This window comes from Methylophilus medardicus, from assembly GCF_006363955.1.
Taxonomy (GTDB): domain Bacteria; phylum Pseudomonadota; class Gammaproteobacteria; order Burkholderiales; family Methylophilaceae; genus Methylophilus; species Methylophilus medardensis.
In genome coordinates this window covers 2,550,523-2,568,770 of the sequence record NZ_CP040948.1, presented here as the reverse complement: position 1 = coordinate 2,568,770, position 18,248 = coordinate 2,550,523, and the positions used below count along the sequence as shown (strand labels likewise).

Genomic DNA, 18,248 nt, shown 5'->3' with positions numbered 1-18,248 from the left:
GTTGCTTTGGACGACTTTTCAGCAATTAAGGTGTCTAGATGTTGAATGCCACGCTCGCTTTTATTAATGATTGAGGAGTTTGCATGTCATTGCCTGATCCAAAGCGTCCTCAAGTAGCGCCTGAATCCGATGCGAAATGGATATCAGATGAGGATGAGGAGATCAGTGGTGATGCGCTGATCGATTTGCCAGATTCACCCAAGATAGATTTGATGCAACTTGGGGTGGCGGTAGAAGCGCTCAATGATTATGTTTCACCTGTTTTGCAAAATACTCATTTTGCTATCGCTGAGTCTGATGGTTGCGTGGTGGTGATGGCAATAAACGTCGAAACACAAACCGTGATGCGTTATATTCCGCTGGAAGAAGTGATTGCCATTGGTCGTTCATTAGAACGTCTTCGCAAGTTGGCTTTTCGCGAAAAGTAAGTCAATTGCGCATAGCGTCTGAATCAAACGTCGCGAGTCGAATGGCAGATGATTAAAAAGCCCTGTATTTACAGGGCTTTTTATTTTAGTTATTTCTTTTTGGCGGCGCGGTCTTTGCGCACATTGTTGATAATAAAATCCGCCGTTTGCAAGGCTGTCTCGTTGCCCCCGGCCATAGAGCTACCCGTGATATATTTGCCATCGATAATCAGTGCAGGGACGCCTGTTGCGCCCGAGGCACGAAAGGTCTGCATCGCTTTATTCATTTGCATGTTGACTGCAAATGATTTGAATGCCTTCTCAACTTTGATTTTATCTAGACCGCCTTGCTTGATGACCCAATCCATCGCTGCGGCTTCATCGGCAGGATTGAGGCTTTTCGTTTTATGAATCGCGTCAAACAGCTGGCTGTGCAGTTTGTCGAGAACACCTAGCTCTTGCATCGCAAAAAAGGTTTTTGCCATTGGGGCCCAGTTTGCATTTGGCAAGGCAGGCATACGCTTAAAGTAGACGTCTGCCGGCAATTTTTTTACCCAAGCGTCCAGTGGCTGCTCCATATGGTAGCAGTGTGGACAACCGTACCAAAACAGTTCGAGCACTTCGATCTTGGCTGGCTGATCAGTGGTGATTTGTTGGGCGACTTGGTCGAATTGCTCGCCCATCTGTGGGTCTGCCCAAGCACTGGTGGCAGTCAGTCCTGCCCAAAACATCAAACTTAACAACATTTTTTTCATAAACGCAGTTTCCTAATTGGTGGAAAGTAATGATTTAACGTGACAGCGGCCGTAACGATGACAGCGTCAATGCGAGGCTGAGGATTCAATATTCACTTTGATCAGATTGGCCTGAAAGCCATTGGTTTCCAAGTCATGAGTAATCTTGCTAATTTTGGCCAAATCGTTGAGCGGACCAATGCGAACGCGGTGCATGGTGCCTTTATTCGGGATTTCCGCTGTTTGCACAAAGGCTTCAAAGCCAACCAATGCCAAGCGGGTTTTGAGGTTGTTGGCATCATCTTCTTTGGCAAATGCGCCCACTTGTACAAAATAACTCTCTTGTTTAATGGTTGGATTCTTTTTCACCTGCTGTTCGCTGATCTTGCTCTCGGTATCAGGCAGAATGGTGTAAAAATCAAACTTGTTTGGATCTTCGATCGACGGGCTGCCCGGTTTAACTTCTTCTTCGGTGACCGTGTTTTTAATCGGCAGCTCTTGAGCGCCTTCATCTTTTTTAAAAGTACTTGAGAATGGGCTATGGTCACCTTTAATGTAAATAATTAAGGCCACCGTCAATGCGACGCCCAAAAACAGGCCGACTAGCAGGCCATTAAAAAAAGTACTGCCACTATTTTTGGTTTTTGCTTTGGTTTGTGAGGGTTTGTAGTCGCGACTCATAGGGAGTGGTTACCATTTAATTGAAGCATTGATTAAACGCTTACATTTTTTCCGGGGCGCTGACCCCCAGTAAAGTTAAGCCATTGCGCAGGACGGTACGGGTGGCGGTAATCAATGCCAACCGTGCTAATTTAAGCTGCGGCTCATCCACCAAAAATTTGGTGTCATTGTAATAACTATGCAAGGCACTGGCTAGTTCCTTGAGATAGTTGGCAATCATGTGCGGGGCTAACGCCTCGCAAGCATTGCTGACCACTTCAGGGTATTGGCCGAGAGCTTGCATCAGGGCTGCCTCGGTCGCACTTTGCAAAGGCGACATTTCTGCGCCCGCCAAACTGGTAACGTCGCCGCCCCACTGATTGAGCACACTACAAATACGGGCATGCGCATATTGAATGTAATACACCGGGTTGTCGTTGGTTTGCGCGCGGGCAAGGTCGATATCAAACACTAATTGTGAGTCAGGGCTGCGCGCTGCCAAGAAATAACGCGTAGCATCACAGCCGACTTCTTCAATCAGGTCACGCAAGGTGACATAACTGCCTGCACGCTTAGAAAGTTTGACCTCTTCACCGCCACGCATCACCGTCACCATCTGGTGCAAGACATATTCTGGCCAACCTTGTGGAATGCCGACGTCGAGTGCTTGCAAGCCTGCACGCACACGGGTGATGGTGCTGTGATGGTCGGCCCCTTGTTCGTTAATGACACGCGTGAAACCACGTCCCCATTTTTCGCGGTGATAAGCCACATCAGGCACAAAATAGGTATAGCCACCCTCTTTTTTACGCATGACGCGATCTTTGTCGTCACCGAAATCGGTGGTGCGCAACCATAAAGCACCTTCTTGTTCGTAGGTGTGGCCGCTGGCGATTAATGCCGACACCGTATGATCGACCTTGCCTTCGCTATACAGCGCACTTTCAAGTGAGAACACATCAAATTTGATCTGAAACGCTTGCAAGTCAAGGTCTTGCTCGTGGCGCAAATAGGCCACGGCAAATTTGCGAATAGATTCGGTGTCTGTCACCTCGCCGCTTGCCGTGACTTGCATGTCGTCGGCCGTGACGGTGGCCTTGGCTAAGAAGGCCTGGGCAATATCTAGAATGTAATCACCGCGATAACCATCTTCTGGGAAGCCGGCATCTTCAGGCGCAATCCCTTGTACGCGAGCCAAGACGGATTTTGTTAGATTGTCGATTTGGGCCCCGGCATCGTTGTAGTAAAACTCACGGGTGACTGTCCAGCCATTTGCATCCAGCAAGCGGCACAAACAATCCCCCACGGCGGCGCCGCGGCCATGGCCGACATGCAGCGGTCCAGTCGGGTTGGCAGACACGAATTCAACCTGTACATTTTGCGCTTGGCCGCTCTGGTTTTGACCAAAGCTTGAGCCTTGTTGCAAAATCTGCTGAACAACCGCCTGCTTGCTATCCGCTGAAACAAAAAAGTTAATAAAACCTGCGCCAGCGATTTCAACTTTGCAGATCACATTATTAGCAGGCAACCCCTCAATAATCTGCTGCGCGATTGCGCGCGGATTTTGTTTCAATGGCTTTGCCAGTTGCATGGCGATATTCGTCGCAAAGTCACCATGATCGGCAACCTTTGGCCGCTCAAGAATGACATTCAGGCTGGAGGTGTCTTCTACCAGTGGTTTTACCGCTTGTAGAATGAGTTCTGTGATCGTTTGTTTCAAGGTTAAAATGGGGACGAATAATTAAACCGCCATTTTAACCTAATTAAGCATTTTCACCCATGTGTTCAACAAGCGCCCTTCCTCAGGTCAGTTCTTCAGCCAGCATTGTGCGAGTGGTGCTGGATGTGCCGTTGGATCGCTGGTTTGATTATCTGAACCCCGGCCTGACCGTGCGCGAGGGTAATCGTGTCGTGGTGCCTTTTGCCGGTAGGCAGCTGGTGGGCATCGTGATGGCATTAGCAACAGAAACTGATGTGCCAGAACACAAGCTGAAAGCGATATTGCAGGTATTTGAGGACGTGCCGTTTGATGCGGCTACGCTTAAATTGTTACGCTTTTGCGCTGACTACTATCACTATCCGTTTGGCCAAACGGTGTTGGCAAGTCTGCCGTTACGTTTGCGGCAGATTAAACCAGCTGTGACGCGCAAAATGTGGTTATATCAGTTAACACAAGCGGTTCCGGTAGACTTTGTCGGCAAGCGACAACAAGTATTGGCTAAGGTGATTGCGCGCTTGCAGCAAGGGGAATGTAGTGAGGCCATGTTGGCCGAGATCTCGGCAGGCTGGCGAAAAGCCATGCAGTTGTTGATGGATGACGGTTTTGTCTCTCGTCGTGAGGTGATTGCGACGCGCCCCTCGTTGCCTGCTTCCGATCAGGCGCCTACGCTCAATGACGAGCAAGCCCATGCAGTCAATGCCGTGCTAGCCGAGCGGGATCGCTTTCAGCCTTGGCTATTATTTGGGGTGACCGGCTCTGGCAAAACCGAGGTATACATTCGATTGTTACAAACCGTGCTCGCAGAGCCCCAAGCGCAAGCACTGATCATGGTGCCCGAAATTAACCTTACGCCGCAACTTGAAAGTCGCTTTCGCAGTCGGCTGAGCGAGTTTCCATTGGTGTCGCTGCACAGTCATTTGAGCGAAAGTGAGCGCTTGCAAAACTGGCAAGCTGCGCAATCTGGCGCTGCCCGTATTGTGATTGGAACACGTTTAAGCGTATTTACGCCGATGCCGCATCTCAAACTGATGATCTTAGATGAGGAGCATGACACCTCTTATAAGCAGCAAGACGGCATGCGCTATCATGCACGCGATGTTGCGTTGGTGAGAGCGAAGCAATGCGGGATTCCAGTCGTGCTGGGCAGTGCAACGCCCTCGCTCGAAAGCTGGTATAACGCGATAGGGGATCAAGGGCAAGCCATGGCTCCTGCCAGAAAGCCCACCTACCGCTTGTTGACCATGAAGAAACGCGCAGCAGCGCAAGCCAAGTTGCCCAAGATTTTTTGCATTGATACCACCCACAGCCCACCCGAGGCCGGACTGACGCCGCAACTAAAGCAGGCGATAGAACTGCGGCTGCAACGCGGCGAGCAAAGTCTATTGTTCATTAACCGACGGGGATATGCGCCAGTCTTGCATTGCTCGGCATGCCAATGGTTAGCCGATTGCCGCCGCTGCTCAGCCAAAGCGGTGTTACACCTGCGGCAGCGCGTATTGCGTTGTCACCATTGCGGCGATGAGCAGCCGGTGCCCGTGCAATGCCCCAGTTGCGGTAACCCTGACTTGCGCCCGGTGGGTCAGGCCACGCAGCGTGTCGAAGAAACCCTGCAACACATGTTTCCGCAGGCGCGGGTGGCGCGGGTGGACCGCGACACGATTCAGGCCAAAGATGCTTTAACGACGCTGTTGTCCGCGGTACATGCCGGCGAAATTGACATTTTGATTGGCACCCAAATGCTGGCAAAAGGGCATGACTTTGCCAATTTGACCTTGGTCGGGGTGTTGGATACCGACAGCGCGTTGCACAGCCCTGATTATCGCGCGAGCGAACGACTGTTCGCCCAGCTCATGCAGGTGGCCGGCCGGGCCGGTCGCGGAGACAAACCGGGCGAAGTGTTGATTCAAACGGCTTTTCCTCAGCATGCCTTGTTTGCCGCGTTGCGTGAGCAAAATTACGCAGCGTTTGCTGATGAGTTGTTGGAAGAGCGCATGGCCATGCAGTTTCCACCCGCAACGCACATTGCCGTGATGAAAGCAGAAGCAGCGGATTATCACTTGGTGCACGCGTTCTTAAGTGATTTTAGTCAGGCGGCCCGTGATTACGTGCAAGCACACGCTACCAGTCTGCCAGACCTGCCGCTGATTTATGAACCAGTGCGGCCCGGGATTGCCAAACTCAATCGCATGGAGCGCGGCTATGTCATGTTGCAGTCTGCACATCGGGGCGCCTTGCAGCAGTTTTTACAGGTCGCCGTGACTTGGGTCAGAACACATCCGCTGCAAGCAAAAATTCGCTGGGTGATAGACGTCGACGCGCTCGAATACTAAGAAAAGTCTCAAATATGCGACGAAATGCCCAACGGCTTGTAAAACAACGTTAGGCTTTGCTTGTTTTTTTGGGTAAATTTTAGTGTTGATATAATATTGATATACATAGATTTTTATTCAGTTTTGGGGAATTATTTTGAACAAACCATTGAAGCGCACGGGCTGGTTATCGCTACTAGCATTAAGTGTGACATCGCAAGTGTTCGCTGGCGGGGTATCTTTGCCAGATATTCAGCAAAATTTGCCGCGGCCGGTATTGCCCGAGCCAAGACCAATCATTCAAGTGCCGGACGAAACCCCTGCGCCAGAAAAAAAACAGAAAAAATCCAGCCTGAAAATTGTGGTGAATGCGTTTAAGTTTTCAGGCAACAAGCAATTTTCAAATGAAATTCTGTCCGCGCAGTTAGCGCATCTCACTGGCCGCGAAATTGGCATGCGTGAGTTGAATGAGGCGGTGGGAACGGTACGAAATTATTACCGTCAGCGCGGCTATATGCTGACACAGGTCTATTTGCCAACGCAGGATTTGCAAAAAACCACAGATGCCGGCGCAGAGGTTGAGCTTTCTATTTTGGAAGGCACCTTGGGCGAGGTCAAGGCCGAAGCGGGACAAGGCTTGGATCAAGCCTATTTTCAGTCATTGTCAGAATATGGTTTGAACAAGGGCGATGTGCTCAACGAGCGCAACTTGGTGCGCAACATCATGGTCATGAACGGCCTGCCCGGCATACAAGTCACTTCACAACTCAACCCCGGTGAAGCAGTCGGTAGCTCCGATGTCGCGGTGTCTGTTGAACCCCGCACCCGTTTTAGCGGCTTTGTTAGTGCGAACAATTACGGCAACCGTTTTACCAATCGCGAGACCTTGGGCTTTGGCATGGCGCTCAACAACCTGAATGGTCGCGGTGACCAGTTGGCGGTGGTGGGTAAAGTGTCGCGCGATGAGGGCCAGCGCTCACTCAGCAGTTTGTATTTTACGCCGGTCGGTAGCGCGGGCACCATCATGAATCTGGCCTACAGCTATGTAGATTACAAGCTCGGCAGTGACTTTAAACAGTTTGATGCCTCTGGCGATGCGCATTATTTTTTCGCCTCTCTAGAGCATCCTTTGATGCGTGAGACTAAAAAAGGTGTTGCCTTTAAAGTCGGCTCTAACTATAAAATTTTAGATGATGATGTGCGGGCATTCGCCATCAACAACCGCCGTGACATCAGTAGCTTAGAATTGGGTTTTGTCGGCGATTGGATTAATGACTCTGGCAACGTGGTGTATCAGTGGAGCTTACTGGCCACGGGTGGCAATGTCTCTTATAAAGATTCGCAGGCAAAAGCCACTGACCGCTCGCTGTTAGACACGCAAGGTAGTTTCATCAAATGGAACTGGACCTCCAGCCGCACACAAGTGTTTGATAATGGCGTGAACTGGATTGTCCGTGCGGATTATCAAGGGGCTGGCAATAACCTGGATATTGCTGAACGCTTTGGTATTGGTGCGATTAACCGTTGGCGTCAGTTTTCAGAGATCCCAAGTCAGGCCGATCAGGGCTGGATGGTGGGCACCGATGTGCGCAAAACTTTTGCGACCACTGGCGCCGATGTCACGCCTTATATTCAGTCAGTGACGCCTTTTGCATTTTTTGATGCAGGCCGCGGCAAGTTGAACCACGATCCTGTGGGCAGCAGTACCTATGTCAGATCCAATATGGTTGGTTTGGGGACGGACATTCAGTTTCCTGGTCAATGGATACTGACCACCACTTACAGCCAGCAGAAACGCGATCTTGATAATGCCGCCAGCAACACCGAATTTCAGCTGTGGGCTCAGCTAAGAAAAAATTTCTAGTCGTTTCATGTTTTAGTCGTAAATGATCCGGGCGATCGCCCGGACACAAAATAGCCTGCTTGTGGTTGATGCGTCAAAGTGGAATTTGATTAGTCATAGTGGGCTACATACAAATATAACTTCCTGAACCAAAATTACACACATATCAGGAATCGAGAGAAGTCATAGCAACCCACTGGTCACCGACCCGTGGCGTCGCTTATCATAGGAGAAGTGTCATGAAAGCAGCATCCTTAAACCATGTGTATCGCCTTGTTTGGAACAAGCTTCAGCAAGCCTGGGTCGCCGTTGCCGAAACCACCCGTGCCCATGGTAAGTCGCATGTGAACGGACAAGTGAGCGCAGCAGCCACGACCAAAACCGCTTTGGGTGTGGCCCTGACTGCCGCCACGCAACGGCAGCTGGTTGTGGCGAGTGCATTTGCCGCCGCCATCATGCCACTCTCCTCTTTTGCCGATAACAATGTGGTGGCTGGTGTCATTGCCGGTGACCTCACCGTGAAAGAAGTCAGCGCCACCCATACGCAATATGTGCACACGGCTAACGTCAACATTGTGGATTTCTATAAGTTTGGTGTGATGAAGGGTAACCAACTCGACGTCATCATGCCCGACGCTGGTAGAGCACTATACCGCGTGATTGGTGACAGCCGTTCTGAAATCATGGGCACCCTCAACGCTAACGGTAGCTTGTTTCTGGTGAACCAGAACGGCGTGTTGTTTGGTCAGGGTGCAGAGGTGAACGTTGGCAACATCGTGGCTTCAAGTTTAAACATTACCAATGAAGCCTTCTTGCAGGGCAATTATCAATTCAACGCCGGCAACCTGATCGGCAACGTCGAAAACCGTGGCGTGATCAAAACGCAGGGTGAGGGTTACATTGTTTTGTTAGGCAAAACAGTCGATAACAGCGGCACCTTGGTGGCCAATAACGGCAGTGTGGTACTAGGTTCTGCGCAAACGGCTACGCTAGACTTTTTTGGCAACGGCTTGGTCAAGGCAAAATTGTCTGGCGATGCACTTGAAGCCAATATTAAAAACAGCGGCAATATTTACGCCGATGGCGGTTTTGTGCAAATGGCCACCAATGCGCGTGCAGCAGCCATTAATATTTCAGGGATTGTTGAAGCCAACCAGTTGGTTGAGCGCAACGGCATGATCCGTCTTGAAGGCGGCGATCACGCCAAGGTAGAAGTCTCTGGCCAATTGATCGCACAAGGTCAGGGCACTACTGGCGGTAGCATTGAAGTCACCGGTGAGCAAGTTGCCTTGATGGACGGAGCGGTCTTGGATGCCTCAGGCGATACCGGTGGCGGTAAAGTATTGGTTGGCGGTGATTACCAAGGCAAAAATGACGCGGTTTACAATGCCAGAACCACGTATGTTTCCAGCGGCGCCACCATCAAAGCCGACGCACTTAAACAAGGTGATGGCGGCAAGGTGATTGTTTGGGCGGATGATTTGACCCGTTACTATGGACAAATTTCTGCACAAGGCGGCGCCCTCAGCGGCAACGGTGGTTTTGTTGAAGTGTCTGGCAAGCAAAACCTCGCTTTCATCGGCAAGGTAAATGTGGCAGCGTTAAATGGTGTCGGTGGTTCAGTGCTGCTAGACCCAGAAAATATCGTGCTTGATAACAGCGCACAGCCTTCCCCTAGCAACAATCCAAACGGAACCGCAGATGTTGCATTTGCCGATAACGCAGGCAATTTGACCACCATTCAGATTGATGACGTAAAAGGCTTTAGCGAGCTGTTTTTGCAGGCAAGCAACAATATCACTGTTGCCAGCGCGTTGACCATGAACAACGGCGGTAGCATCCGCTTGGTTGCAAATAACGATATCAACGTTAATGCTGCGATTAATACGGTGGCGAATACCACCACCCTTGGCAGTGGCAGCATTACTTTAACGGCGGATGCTGACGGTAATAATGTGGGTAATTTAGCCATTGGCGCAGATATTACTGCGAAAGGCGGCGCGGTTAACTTGTCAGCAGCTACGTTGACACACACAGCAGGCGATATTATTACCACTGGCGCAGATGCCTTCACTGCGAATGGGAATCGTAATGCGGGTAGTGTAAAAATCACCGTGGCGGGCCTGGCGGATTTAGGCAATGCAAACATCACCGCAACGGGTGGTGTTCCTTCTAGTAATGCGAACGGCTTTAATGGCGGCAGCGTGATCATTCAGGCCGGCAGTTTGAATATGACCGGTACTATAGATACTTCTGGCGGCCGATCAGGTGCGCCTGGAAACGGCGCGACTACCCCTACGATGATTGACGGTATTTCACAGCCAATTGGTAGAGGTGGCGCGGGTGGGAATGTCAATATTGCAACCACAGGCGATGCTTCGGTTGGCAATATTAATACCGGTGCCGGCGCAGCGGGCCGAAATTCGATTGTTTCTGTGGCCTCTGGTGAAGTGAATGTGAAGAGCAGTGCTGGCAATGTGTCGGTGGGCAATGTCTCGACGCAAGGTGGTTTTAACGCTATCGGTAGCAAAGTGACCCTGGCGGCTAATGGCGCAGTGACCTCAGGTACCATTAATTCAAGTGCTGGCGCTACCAGAAGCAATACCGATGGTAAAAGTGCTGGTGCTGTGAATATCACTGCAGGCACTAGCATCACGACGCAAGCCATTACTGCTTCGGGTGCTGATGGTAACGGCACCAATAAAGCGGGTGGCAATGCCGGTGCGGTGACCTTACAAAGCACCACCGGCGATGTCAGCTTTGGGCCGATCACCGTAGTGTCAGGCGCTAAAACAGGTTCAGGCATTGCAGGCAATGGTGCTGACGTGCTGGTGAAAGCTGGCCAAGATGTGAACATGAATGGCAATGTGACCAGCAACAGCAATGCGGCGACTGCGGTGCAATTGGTGGCCGGGCGTAACTTTATTAATGGTGCAGATTCAAGCATCACGACGGGCGCTACTGGCCGTTGGACGGTTTACAGTAACGACCCAACCGGGGATGTTAAGGGCAGTAACTTGCTGGCGTCGTATGACTACAAACAATACGGCACCGCATTTGGTGGCGCATTATTAGGTACAGGCAATGGGTTTGTGCACAAAGTGAGCCCAACCGTGACCGCAACGCTGAGCGGTACATCCAGCAAAGTGTTTGATGGTAACAATACGGTTACCGATTTAAGTGGCCTCACGCTCACCACCAGTGGCGTGCTCGATAACGATGTAGTGACTTTCTCGCCATCGACGCTGAATAGTGCTGCGTTCGATAACGCAGCAGTGGGCACGGGTAAAGCGATTACTACCGTCCCGACCACGATCACCAGTGCGGTGACCAACGAAGGCAAAATGATCTACAACGCTTATACGACGGTCAGCAATGACTCCACTGCGACAGGGTCTATCATTGCTCTGCCAGTGACGCCAACTGTTGCCGGATTTGCTACGCCGCGTGATGATGCAGGCTTAGGGGGCTTGATTCCAAACAATCCGCTGTTGAATACGATGTTTATCGTGTCACTGAACCCAGCGGCGGGTGATGAGGAAGATCTGGATGCGGTGGCTTGCCCAACGCCTGAAGATCATTTGGGTAGCACGCCAATCTTGAGTTCTGGTGTGAAACTGCCAGACGGCGTCAACTCGAATTGTATTTAACGTAGTGAGTTAAACAAAAGCCGGACAATTGTCCGGCTTTTGTTTTTATGCGCAATAATGTTTTGTATTCGACGAGACAGCAAGTAAAATAACGGTCATTCGTTCGCGGCTGTAGTTCAATGGTAGAACGCCAGCTTCCCAAGCTTGATACGCGGGTTCGATTCCCGTCAGCCGCTCCAAAGGAATTTTCATGGCCATCACCCCTCCCACCGTTTTAACCTTTGCAGCCACCGATCCCAGTAGCGGCGCCGGCGTGCAGGCAGACATCATGGCGCTCGCCAGTATTGGATGTTATCCGCTTTCAGTGATTACGGGCATTACGGTGCAAGATACGGTGGGTGTAGAGAGTGTGATGCCACTGGATGCAGACTGGATTAATGATCAGGCACGTGCCATTCTCGAGGACGTGTCCGTCAGTGCATTTAAATTGGGCTTGTTGGGCAGTGTTGAAAATGTCGCGGTGATTGCTGAAATTGTAGCTGATTATCCGGATGTGCCTTTGATCATAGACCCGATTTTGGCGTCTGGTCGCGGGGATGAATTGTCCAACGAAGAAATGCAGGCCGCCATGTGCGAATTGTTATTTCCCCAAGCAACCCTGATTACGCCAAACAGTCTTGAAGCCAGACGTCTGGCTTATTACGATGAGGGCGACGAGGTCAAACACAGTTCATTGCAAGAATGTGCGATGCGCCTACTCGCCATGGGTAGCGAGTATGTGATGATTACAGGCACCCATGAGCGCTCAAACGATGTCGTCAACAGTTTATACGGCGTGCAAAACGAGGTCCCGGGCTTGATCAAGGATTATCATTGGGAGCGCTTGCCTGGCAGCTATCATGGCTCTGGCTGCACCTTAACCAGCGCCATTACGGCCTGCCTGGCCCACGGCTTGACCATGGAAGAAGCCGTGCATGAAGCCCAAGAATTCACTTGGCAAACTTTGCGTTATGCTTTCCGTCCTGGCATGGGACAATTTATTCCTGACCGCTTCTTTTGGGCGCGCGAGTCTGATGTGCAGGAAAAAGCGAGTGAACTCCAGCATTAGTGGGGTATATCTGGTCACGCCAGATTGTGATGATACTGAACGGCTTTGCGCACAGGTGTCACTCGCGCTGCAGGGCGGTGTATCCGTTGTGCAATACCGTCATAAAACCGCGAGTGCTGATTTGCGTTATACGCAAGCTTCGGCCTTGTTAGCGCTTTGTCGTCAGGCCAATGTGCCATTTTTAATCAATGATCATGTAGCATTGGCAGCCTCCCTTGATGCAGATGGTGTGCATATTGGCCAACATGATGGCGCCATTACAGAGGCGCGCGCAGTGTTGGGTAAACACAAAATGATTGGCGCCTCATGCTATAACCGCTTTGCGCTGGCGGTGCAGGCGCAGGCCATGGGCGCCGATTATGTTGCTTTTGGCGCTTGTTATCCCTCATCCACCAAGCCTGAGGCACCAAAGGCATCGCCGGATCTGTTCACGCAAGCCAAACAAACATTGTCGGTGCCTGTGGTGGGCATCGGTGGTATCACGGTGGCCAATGCCCCACCTTTGATCGCTGCGGGCGCAGATGCGCTGGCTGTGATTACCGACATTTTTAGCGCCAGCGATATCGCGGCTCGTTGTCAGCAGTATCAGTCTTTATTTACATCACATTGAACGGCAATCGCTACCGCGTGACCAGACGTTGTTTGGTAAAATGCATGCGTTAATCTGATCCGGTATATTTTTATGCATATTCACATCCTTGGTATTTGTGGCACTTTTATGGGCGGCATTGCTGTGCTGGCAAAAGCAGCCGGTCATCGGGTCACTGGCTGCGATGCGAATGTGTATCCTCCCATGAGTACGCAGCTCGAAGCGCAAGGCATTGAGCTGATCGAGGGTTTTGATCCGGCACAAACCAGCCTTGCGCCAGATATCTATGTGATCGGCAACGTGGTCACCCGTGGCAATCCGCTGATGGAAGCCATTCTCAATCAAGGCTTACCTTATATTTCTGGCCCGCAATGGCTCGCAGAAAATGTCTTGCAGGGCAAGTGGGTGCTGGCGGTTGCTGGCACACATGGCAAAACCACCACCGCCTCGATGCTGGCCTGGGTGCTTGAATATGCTGGCTTAGCGCCGGGCTTTTTAATTGGCGGTGTGCCTGAAAACTTTGGCGTGTCTGCACGCTTGCCACAAACCCCGCCACAAGACACCAAGTCTGTGTCGCCTTTTTTTGTGATTGAAGCTGACGAATACGACACGGCGTTTTTTGATAAACGCTCCAAGTTTGTGCATTATCGCCCCCGCACGGCGGTGTTGAATAATCTTGAGTTTGATCATGCCGATATCTTCGAAGACCTCGCGGCGATTGAGAAACAATTTCATCATTTGGTGCGCACTGTACCGCAGCAAGGCTTGGTCGTTGCGAACCAGCAGCAAAGCCTAGACCGTGTGATTGCACGCGGCTGTTGGAGTGGTTTGGAACGCATCGATAGTGCGCAAGGTTGGCAAGTGCAACATGTGGATAGCCAAGGCCGATTTGATGTGTTGTTTAACGGCGAGCGGCAGGGCAACGTGAGTTGGGCCTTGCTGGGTGAACACAACCGTACGAATGCGCTGGCCGTGATTGCCGCGGCGCGCCATGTTGGTGTGGCACCCTGTATTGCGATTGAGGCCTTGAGCGCGTTTAAAAATGTCAAACGCCGTATGGAGGTCAAGGGTGTGGTCAATGACGTGACGGTGTATGACGATTTTGCGCATCACCCCACAGCAATTGCGACCACGGTGGCTGGTTTGCGTGCCAAAGTGGGGAACGCCAGAATTCTGGCCGTACTAGAGCCGCGTTCTAACACCATGAAGTTGGGCGTGATGAAAGATGCTTTACCAGACAGCTTGCGCGATGCCGATGCGGTGTTTTGTTATGCCAACCAATTAGGCTGGGACGCTGCCGCGGCACTCGCCCCAATACAACACAAGGCGCACACCTTTGAGGACTTACAGACATTGGTCGAAGCGGTGGTTGCGAGTGCCAAACCGGGCGACCATGTGCTGGTGATGAGTAATGGTGGCTTTGGTGGCGTGCACCAAAAGTTATTGCAAGCGCTGCAGGTATAAGCAGGCCGACGCCGCATGGGCCTGAGTGAAACGTTCCGTAAACGCTCACCATTGGTGTGGGCTTTGTGGTTTTCGTTGCTCGCACATGCGGTGTTGTTGACGCTGCATTTTCAACCCGAACTCAAAGCCCTTAAAGACCAGATTCCGTCTTTGCAAGTGATGCTGGTTAACAGCAAGACACGCAGTGCGCCAGAGAAGGCAGACGCTTTGGCGCAGGCCAATCTTGATCGGGGCGGTAATACCGATGAAAAACGTCAAATGAAGAGCCCGCTGCCCAGTCTGCAGCAAATGCAGCCTTCTATGCCAGCCGCCGCACAGGCCACCCTGCCCTCGGCGACCACCGCTGCCAGCCCGCATGCCGCTGAACTTGTGCGTGAAAAACAACGTGTCGCCCAGTTGGAGCAAGAGGCGCAAGCTTTATTGACGCAACTCAAAGCGAGTCAATCGGTCACAAGTCTATCCACCCCGCCATTGACGCAGCCGAAAACGGCGCCGAAACAGCAGATGGATAAACATGTTCCCGTCCAGTCGCAGCCAACCACGGCCGCTATGCAAGAAATGGCCAAACTCGAGGCGCTGATTGCGAAGCAACAAGAAGCTTACGAAATGCGACCAAAGCGACAGTTTGTAGGGGCCCGTACACGTGAATATCGTTTTGCGAATTATGTAGAGCAATGGCGACAACAGATCGAAAAAGTAGGCAACCTGAATTATCCGCAAACGGCTAAAACGCAAAAGCTATATGGCAAATTGCAAATGACGGTGTCTATTAAAGCCAATGGTAGTATTGAAAATATTCGCATCCACCAAAGTTCAGGGCACCGATTGCTGGATGAGTCTGCGCGGCGCATCGTGCAGCTGGCTGCGCCTTTTCCGGTGTTTCCGGCAGATATTCGCCAGGATACCGATGTACTCAGTATCACCCGTACCTGGACATTTACCAGAGATGACCAACTCTCCACTGAGTAAGCTTGCGATGCAGTGCGAGATTTAACAAGGCAATCGTTATGACCCAAAGTCACTTTCAATATCACGTATTTTTTTGTCTCAATCAACGCGAAAATGGCGAAGACTGTTGCATGAATAAAGGCGCTGAAGCCGCGTTTGACTACATGAAAAAGAAAGTCAAACAAGCGGGGCTAGCTGGCGCCGGTAAAGTCCGTATTAACCGTGCCGGTTGCTTAGACCGTTGTGAAGTCGGCCCGGTGATGGTTGTCTACCCGGATGCCGTCTGGTATACCTTTATCGATGAGAGCGATATCGATGACATCATCGACAGCCACTTTCATCAGGGTAAAGTCGTGGAGCGCTTGCTGGTTTAGGGCTTTGCTGCATGGGGATACACTGGTTTAAACGCCTATTTTTTGCTGCGCTCATCGCCATGTTGTTGTTGGTGACTGGCCTTGCTGCTTGGATCTGGCAGCCTTACGACACCACCGCTTGGCGCGTTAAGTTGCCTTTGGGCAATGCGGGGATTCAAGTGCGGGTGTTGCCGCTGCTGATGCTGGCGACTTCACCGGCTGGTCGCTGGTGGTTGGATCACAAAGAGTTTAGTCTACACCAAGGTGAAATCCGGCTCTATGATGCAGATGGCTTGCGCGTGCATTGCCAACATTGTTGGTTAGTTGCAAAGTCAGTCAGTGAAAAACCGCTCATGCTAGACACGGTGGAGCTATGGATCAAGCTCGATGGTCAGCAATTAAATGGCTATTTGTTGGCAGTTTCGGCGCAAAAGCGCTTCAAAATTGTGTTTGATGGCAAAGTCACTATGCGGGCACTGAAGCTGGACTGGACCTTGCCTGTCACACCACTCACTCACCTGCTGGCACCTTTGCGTGCCCATTCTGCCGCCATTGCGCAGGCAGAGGTCTCTGGCATGCTGATGGCGAATGGCACCCTGCGCTGGCCCAAGCAAAGTTGGAGTGCGCAACCACAATTAGATCAATTGCAAGTCAGCGGGTTGGATCTGAGTAAAGTCACTGCCACCGCTGTGCAATATGACTGCCCATTACTCGATGAGCAAAAGCATCCAGAAAAAATGCACTGGCTCAGCGAAGACAAAATGGGGCGCTGGTTGCCGATGGCAACGATCATTGCTGAGGATGCTGAGTTTAGGCACCACCCCGGGTACGTGCTCAACCAGTTGCAGCAGTTACTCGGCAAAGAGAGCACAGACAAAGCGGTCGGGGGCAGCACCATCACGCAGCAAGTCGTCAAATACATGTTCACCAACGGCGAGCGTACCTGGAAACGTAAAATCGAAGAGCTACTTTACGCCGTGCAGCTGGAGCACACGCTGACCAAAACACAAATTCTTAACGTGTATTTGAATACGGTGGATTGGGGGCCAAGCTTATGTGGGGCTTATGCTGCGACGCACTATTATTTTGGCCTGGCACCCGCGCAGATCAACCCGATACAAGCGGCTTGGTTGGCGGGCATTATTAAAAATCCACATCGCGCCTGGAAACGCCAATTTATGGCGAGACAGCCGGATTTGCAGCGCGCGGAGAGCATTTTGCACTACATGCCGGAGAGTGCCCGTAAACAGCCGGGTAGCCTGAATTTTCGTGCGCCTGCGGCTAAATAAATTACAATAGCACCTTATTCATTTGTGAGACAACTGTTTTGTCTACGCTAAAACTCAATAAATCCCCCGCCACCACCGATCAAAAAAAGCAAAAGCCGGTCAGACCATTAGCGCCCGAGCTGCGCGATCGCAGCAAGGCGCCTATGCTCAAAAAAGACAAACCTAGCGAGGCTGCGCCGCAGTCGACAGAACAAGCGCCCCGATCTAAAGCGCACTCGCCTAGGTCGGAGAGTGGCTCTAAATCGCGAGATTCACGCAAGCCTGCGGGCAAGCCAGGAACTGCTGGTGGGCGCTCGTCAGCAGCGCGGACGGGGCGCAGTGACAAACCGCGTGATCATGATCGATCCTTTGCCGCCAAGCGAGAGTCTCGGCCAGCGGCTCGGCCAGCGGTTCAATCTGCGCCATCGGTCGCAGACAATGATCAACAGCCGCGTTTGTCTAAAGTGATGGCAGATCGTGGCTTGTGCTCCCGTCGCGAGGCAGATGATTGGATTGCCAATGGCTGGGTTAAGGTCAATGGCGAAATTATCGAAACCCTCGGCACCCGCATCGATGCCGATGCCGACATTGTGATCAGCGCGTATGCCCGCGAGCATCAGGCAGAAACCGTGACTGTGTTGCTACATAAGCCGGTGGGTTATGTCAGTGGCCAAGCTGAGGATGGCTATGAGCCAGCCGTGGTGCTGTTCAATCCGGACAATCAATGGGCAGAAGATGCGAGTGGCATCGGTTTTAAGCGCGGACATTTACGTGGTTTGGCACCTGCGGGGCGTCTTGACATCGATTCCACCGGGTTGCTGGTGCTGACACAAGATGGACGGGTGGCGCGTAAACTAATTGGGGATGATTCCAACGTTGAAAAAGAATATCTAGTCCGCGTTGAAGGCCAACTGATTGACAATGGGTTGGCGCTATTAAATCATGGCCTAAGCCTAGACGGTGTGACATTGAAACCGGCAAAAGTCTCTTGGCAGAATGAAGAACAGTTGCGCTTTGTATTACGCGAAGGTCGCAAGCGGCAAATTCGCCGGATGTGCGAGCTGGTGGGGTTACATGTGGTGGGGTTAAAACGTATTCGCATCGGCAGCATTAACTTGGGCAAGTTACCGCCCGGCCAATGGCGTTATTTGGCTGAACACGAGCGCTTTTAAGGGTTGCTACAGATTCAAAAGCTTAAAAAAGCGATCCGAAGATCAGCCTTAAGCGCTCGGCGGCTGTTAAACGCCGCTCTATT

14 protein-coding genes and 1 tRNA gene are annotated in these 18,248 nt (G+C 51.6%); 12 read left to right on the top strand and 3 right to left on the bottom strand.

All coding sequences use genetic code 11. The features are described 5' to 3' along the window. The first annotated feature begins 83 nt into the window (after positions 1-83). On the top strand, positions 84-428 hold the full coding sequence (locus FIT99_RS12185; RefSeq protein ID WP_140004527.1) for a flagellar protein FlaG: 345 nt from the start codon (positions 84-86) through the stop codon (positions 426-428). A gap of 89 nt (positions 429-517) precedes the next feature. Here the strand turns inward: FIT99_RS12185 and FIT99_RS12180 are convergent, their stop codons facing one another. The 3 genes from FIT99_RS12180 to argS form a co-directional block, all read right to left on the bottom strand. Further along, the gene (locus tag FIT99_RS12180; protein ID WP_140004526.1) at positions 518-1,162 is read right to left on the bottom strand and encodes a thiol:disulfide interchange protein DsbA/DsbL; all 645 of its coding nucleotides are present in this window, start codon (positions 1,160-1,162) and stop codon (positions 518-520) included. A 66-nt stretch (positions 1,163-1,228) separates the two neighbouring features. Continuing rightward, positions 1,229-1,822, bottom strand: a complete 594-nt coding sequence (locus tag FIT99_RS12175) for an SPOR domain-containing protein (RefSeq protein WP_140004525.1) — start codon at positions 1,820-1,822, stop codon at positions 1,229-1,231. Positions 1,823-1,862: 40 nt separating this feature from the next. Further along, positions 1,863-3,521 carry an arginine--tRNA ligase gene (gene argS, locus FIT99_RS12170; protein ID WP_140004524.1) on the bottom strand — a complete coding sequence of 553 codons (1,659 nt, stop codon included), beginning with the start codon at positions 3,519-3,521 and terminating at the stop codon, positions 1,863-1,865. Between the two features lie 59 nt (positions 3,522-3,580). On the opposite strand from argS, the gene FIT99_RS12165 reads away from it, so the two are divergent. The 11 genes from FIT99_RS12165 (at position 3,581) to FIT99_RS12115 (ending at position 18,165) form a co-directional block, all read left to right on the top strand. Next, complete coding sequence (locus FIT99_RS12165; protein ID WP_140004523.1) at positions 3,581-5,851, top strand: primosomal protein N'; 2,271 nt, start codon at positions 3,581-3,583, stop codon at positions 5,849-5,851. A 136-nt stretch (positions 5,852-5,987) separates the two neighbouring features. Continuing rightward, a complete protein-coding gene (locus FIT99_RS12160) occupies positions 5,988-7,694 on the top strand; it encodes a ShlB/FhaC/HecB family hemolysin secretion/activation protein (protein WP_140004522.1) in 1,707 nt (568 codons plus the stop codon). Positions 7,695-7,912: 218 nt separating this feature from the next. Continuing rightward, entirely contained in the window at positions 7,913-11,323 is a 3,411-nt protein-coding gene (locus FIT99_RS12155; protein ID WP_140004521.1) for a two-partner secretion domain-containing protein, read from the top strand. 105 nt (positions 11,324-11,428) lie between these two features. Beyond that, positions 11,429-11,502, top strand: a tRNA-Gly gene (locus FIT99_RS12150). An 11-nt stretch (positions 11,503-11,513) separates the two neighbouring features. After that, positions 11,514-12,371, top strand: a complete 858-nt coding sequence (thiD, locus tag FIT99_RS12145) for a bifunctional hydroxymethylpyrimidine kinase/phosphomethylpyrimidine kinase (protein ID WP_140004520.1) — start codon at positions 11,514-11,516, stop codon at positions 12,369-12,371. Beyond that, positions 12,355-12,981 (top strand): thiamine phosphate synthase, encoded by a 627-nt coding sequence (thiE, locus tag FIT99_RS12140; RefSeq protein ID WP_140004519.1) that lies wholly within the window; start codon positions 12,355-12,357, stop codon positions 12,979-12,981. The genes thiD and thiE overlap by 17 nt, the downstream gene beginning before the upstream one ends. Before the next feature lie 72 nt (positions 12,982-13,053). Next, entirely contained in the window at positions 13,054-14,424 is a 1,371-nt protein-coding gene (gene mpl, locus FIT99_RS12135; RefSeq protein WP_140004518.1) for a UDP-N-acetylmuramate:L-alanyl-gamma-D-glutamyl-meso-diaminopimelate ligase, read from the top strand. A gap of 15 nt (positions 14,425-14,439) precedes the next feature. Further along, positions 14,440-15,393 carry an energy transducer TonB gene (locus FIT99_RS12130; RefSeq protein ID WP_140004517.1) on the top strand — a complete coding sequence of 318 codons (954 nt, stop codon included), beginning with the start codon at positions 14,440-14,442 and terminating at the stop codon, positions 15,391-15,393. Positions 15,394-15,431: 38 nt separating this feature from the next. Then, a complete protein-coding gene (locus tag FIT99_RS12125; protein ID WP_140004516.1) occupies positions 15,432-15,746 on the top strand; it encodes a (2Fe-2S) ferredoxin domain-containing protein in 315 nt (104 codons plus the stop codon). An 11-nt stretch (positions 15,747-15,757) separates the two neighbouring features. Then, a complete protein-coding gene (locus FIT99_RS12120) occupies positions 15,758-17,014 on the top strand; it encodes a biosynthetic peptidoglycan transglycosylase (protein WP_140004515.1) in 1,257 nt (418 codons plus the stop codon). A 38-nt stretch (positions 17,015-17,052) separates the two neighbouring features. After that, a complete protein-coding gene (locus FIT99_RS12115; RefSeq protein WP_140004514.1) occupies positions 17,053-18,165 on the top strand; it encodes a pseudouridine synthase in 1,113 nt (370 codons plus the stop codon). Positions 18,166-18,248: the final 83 nt, after the last annotated feature.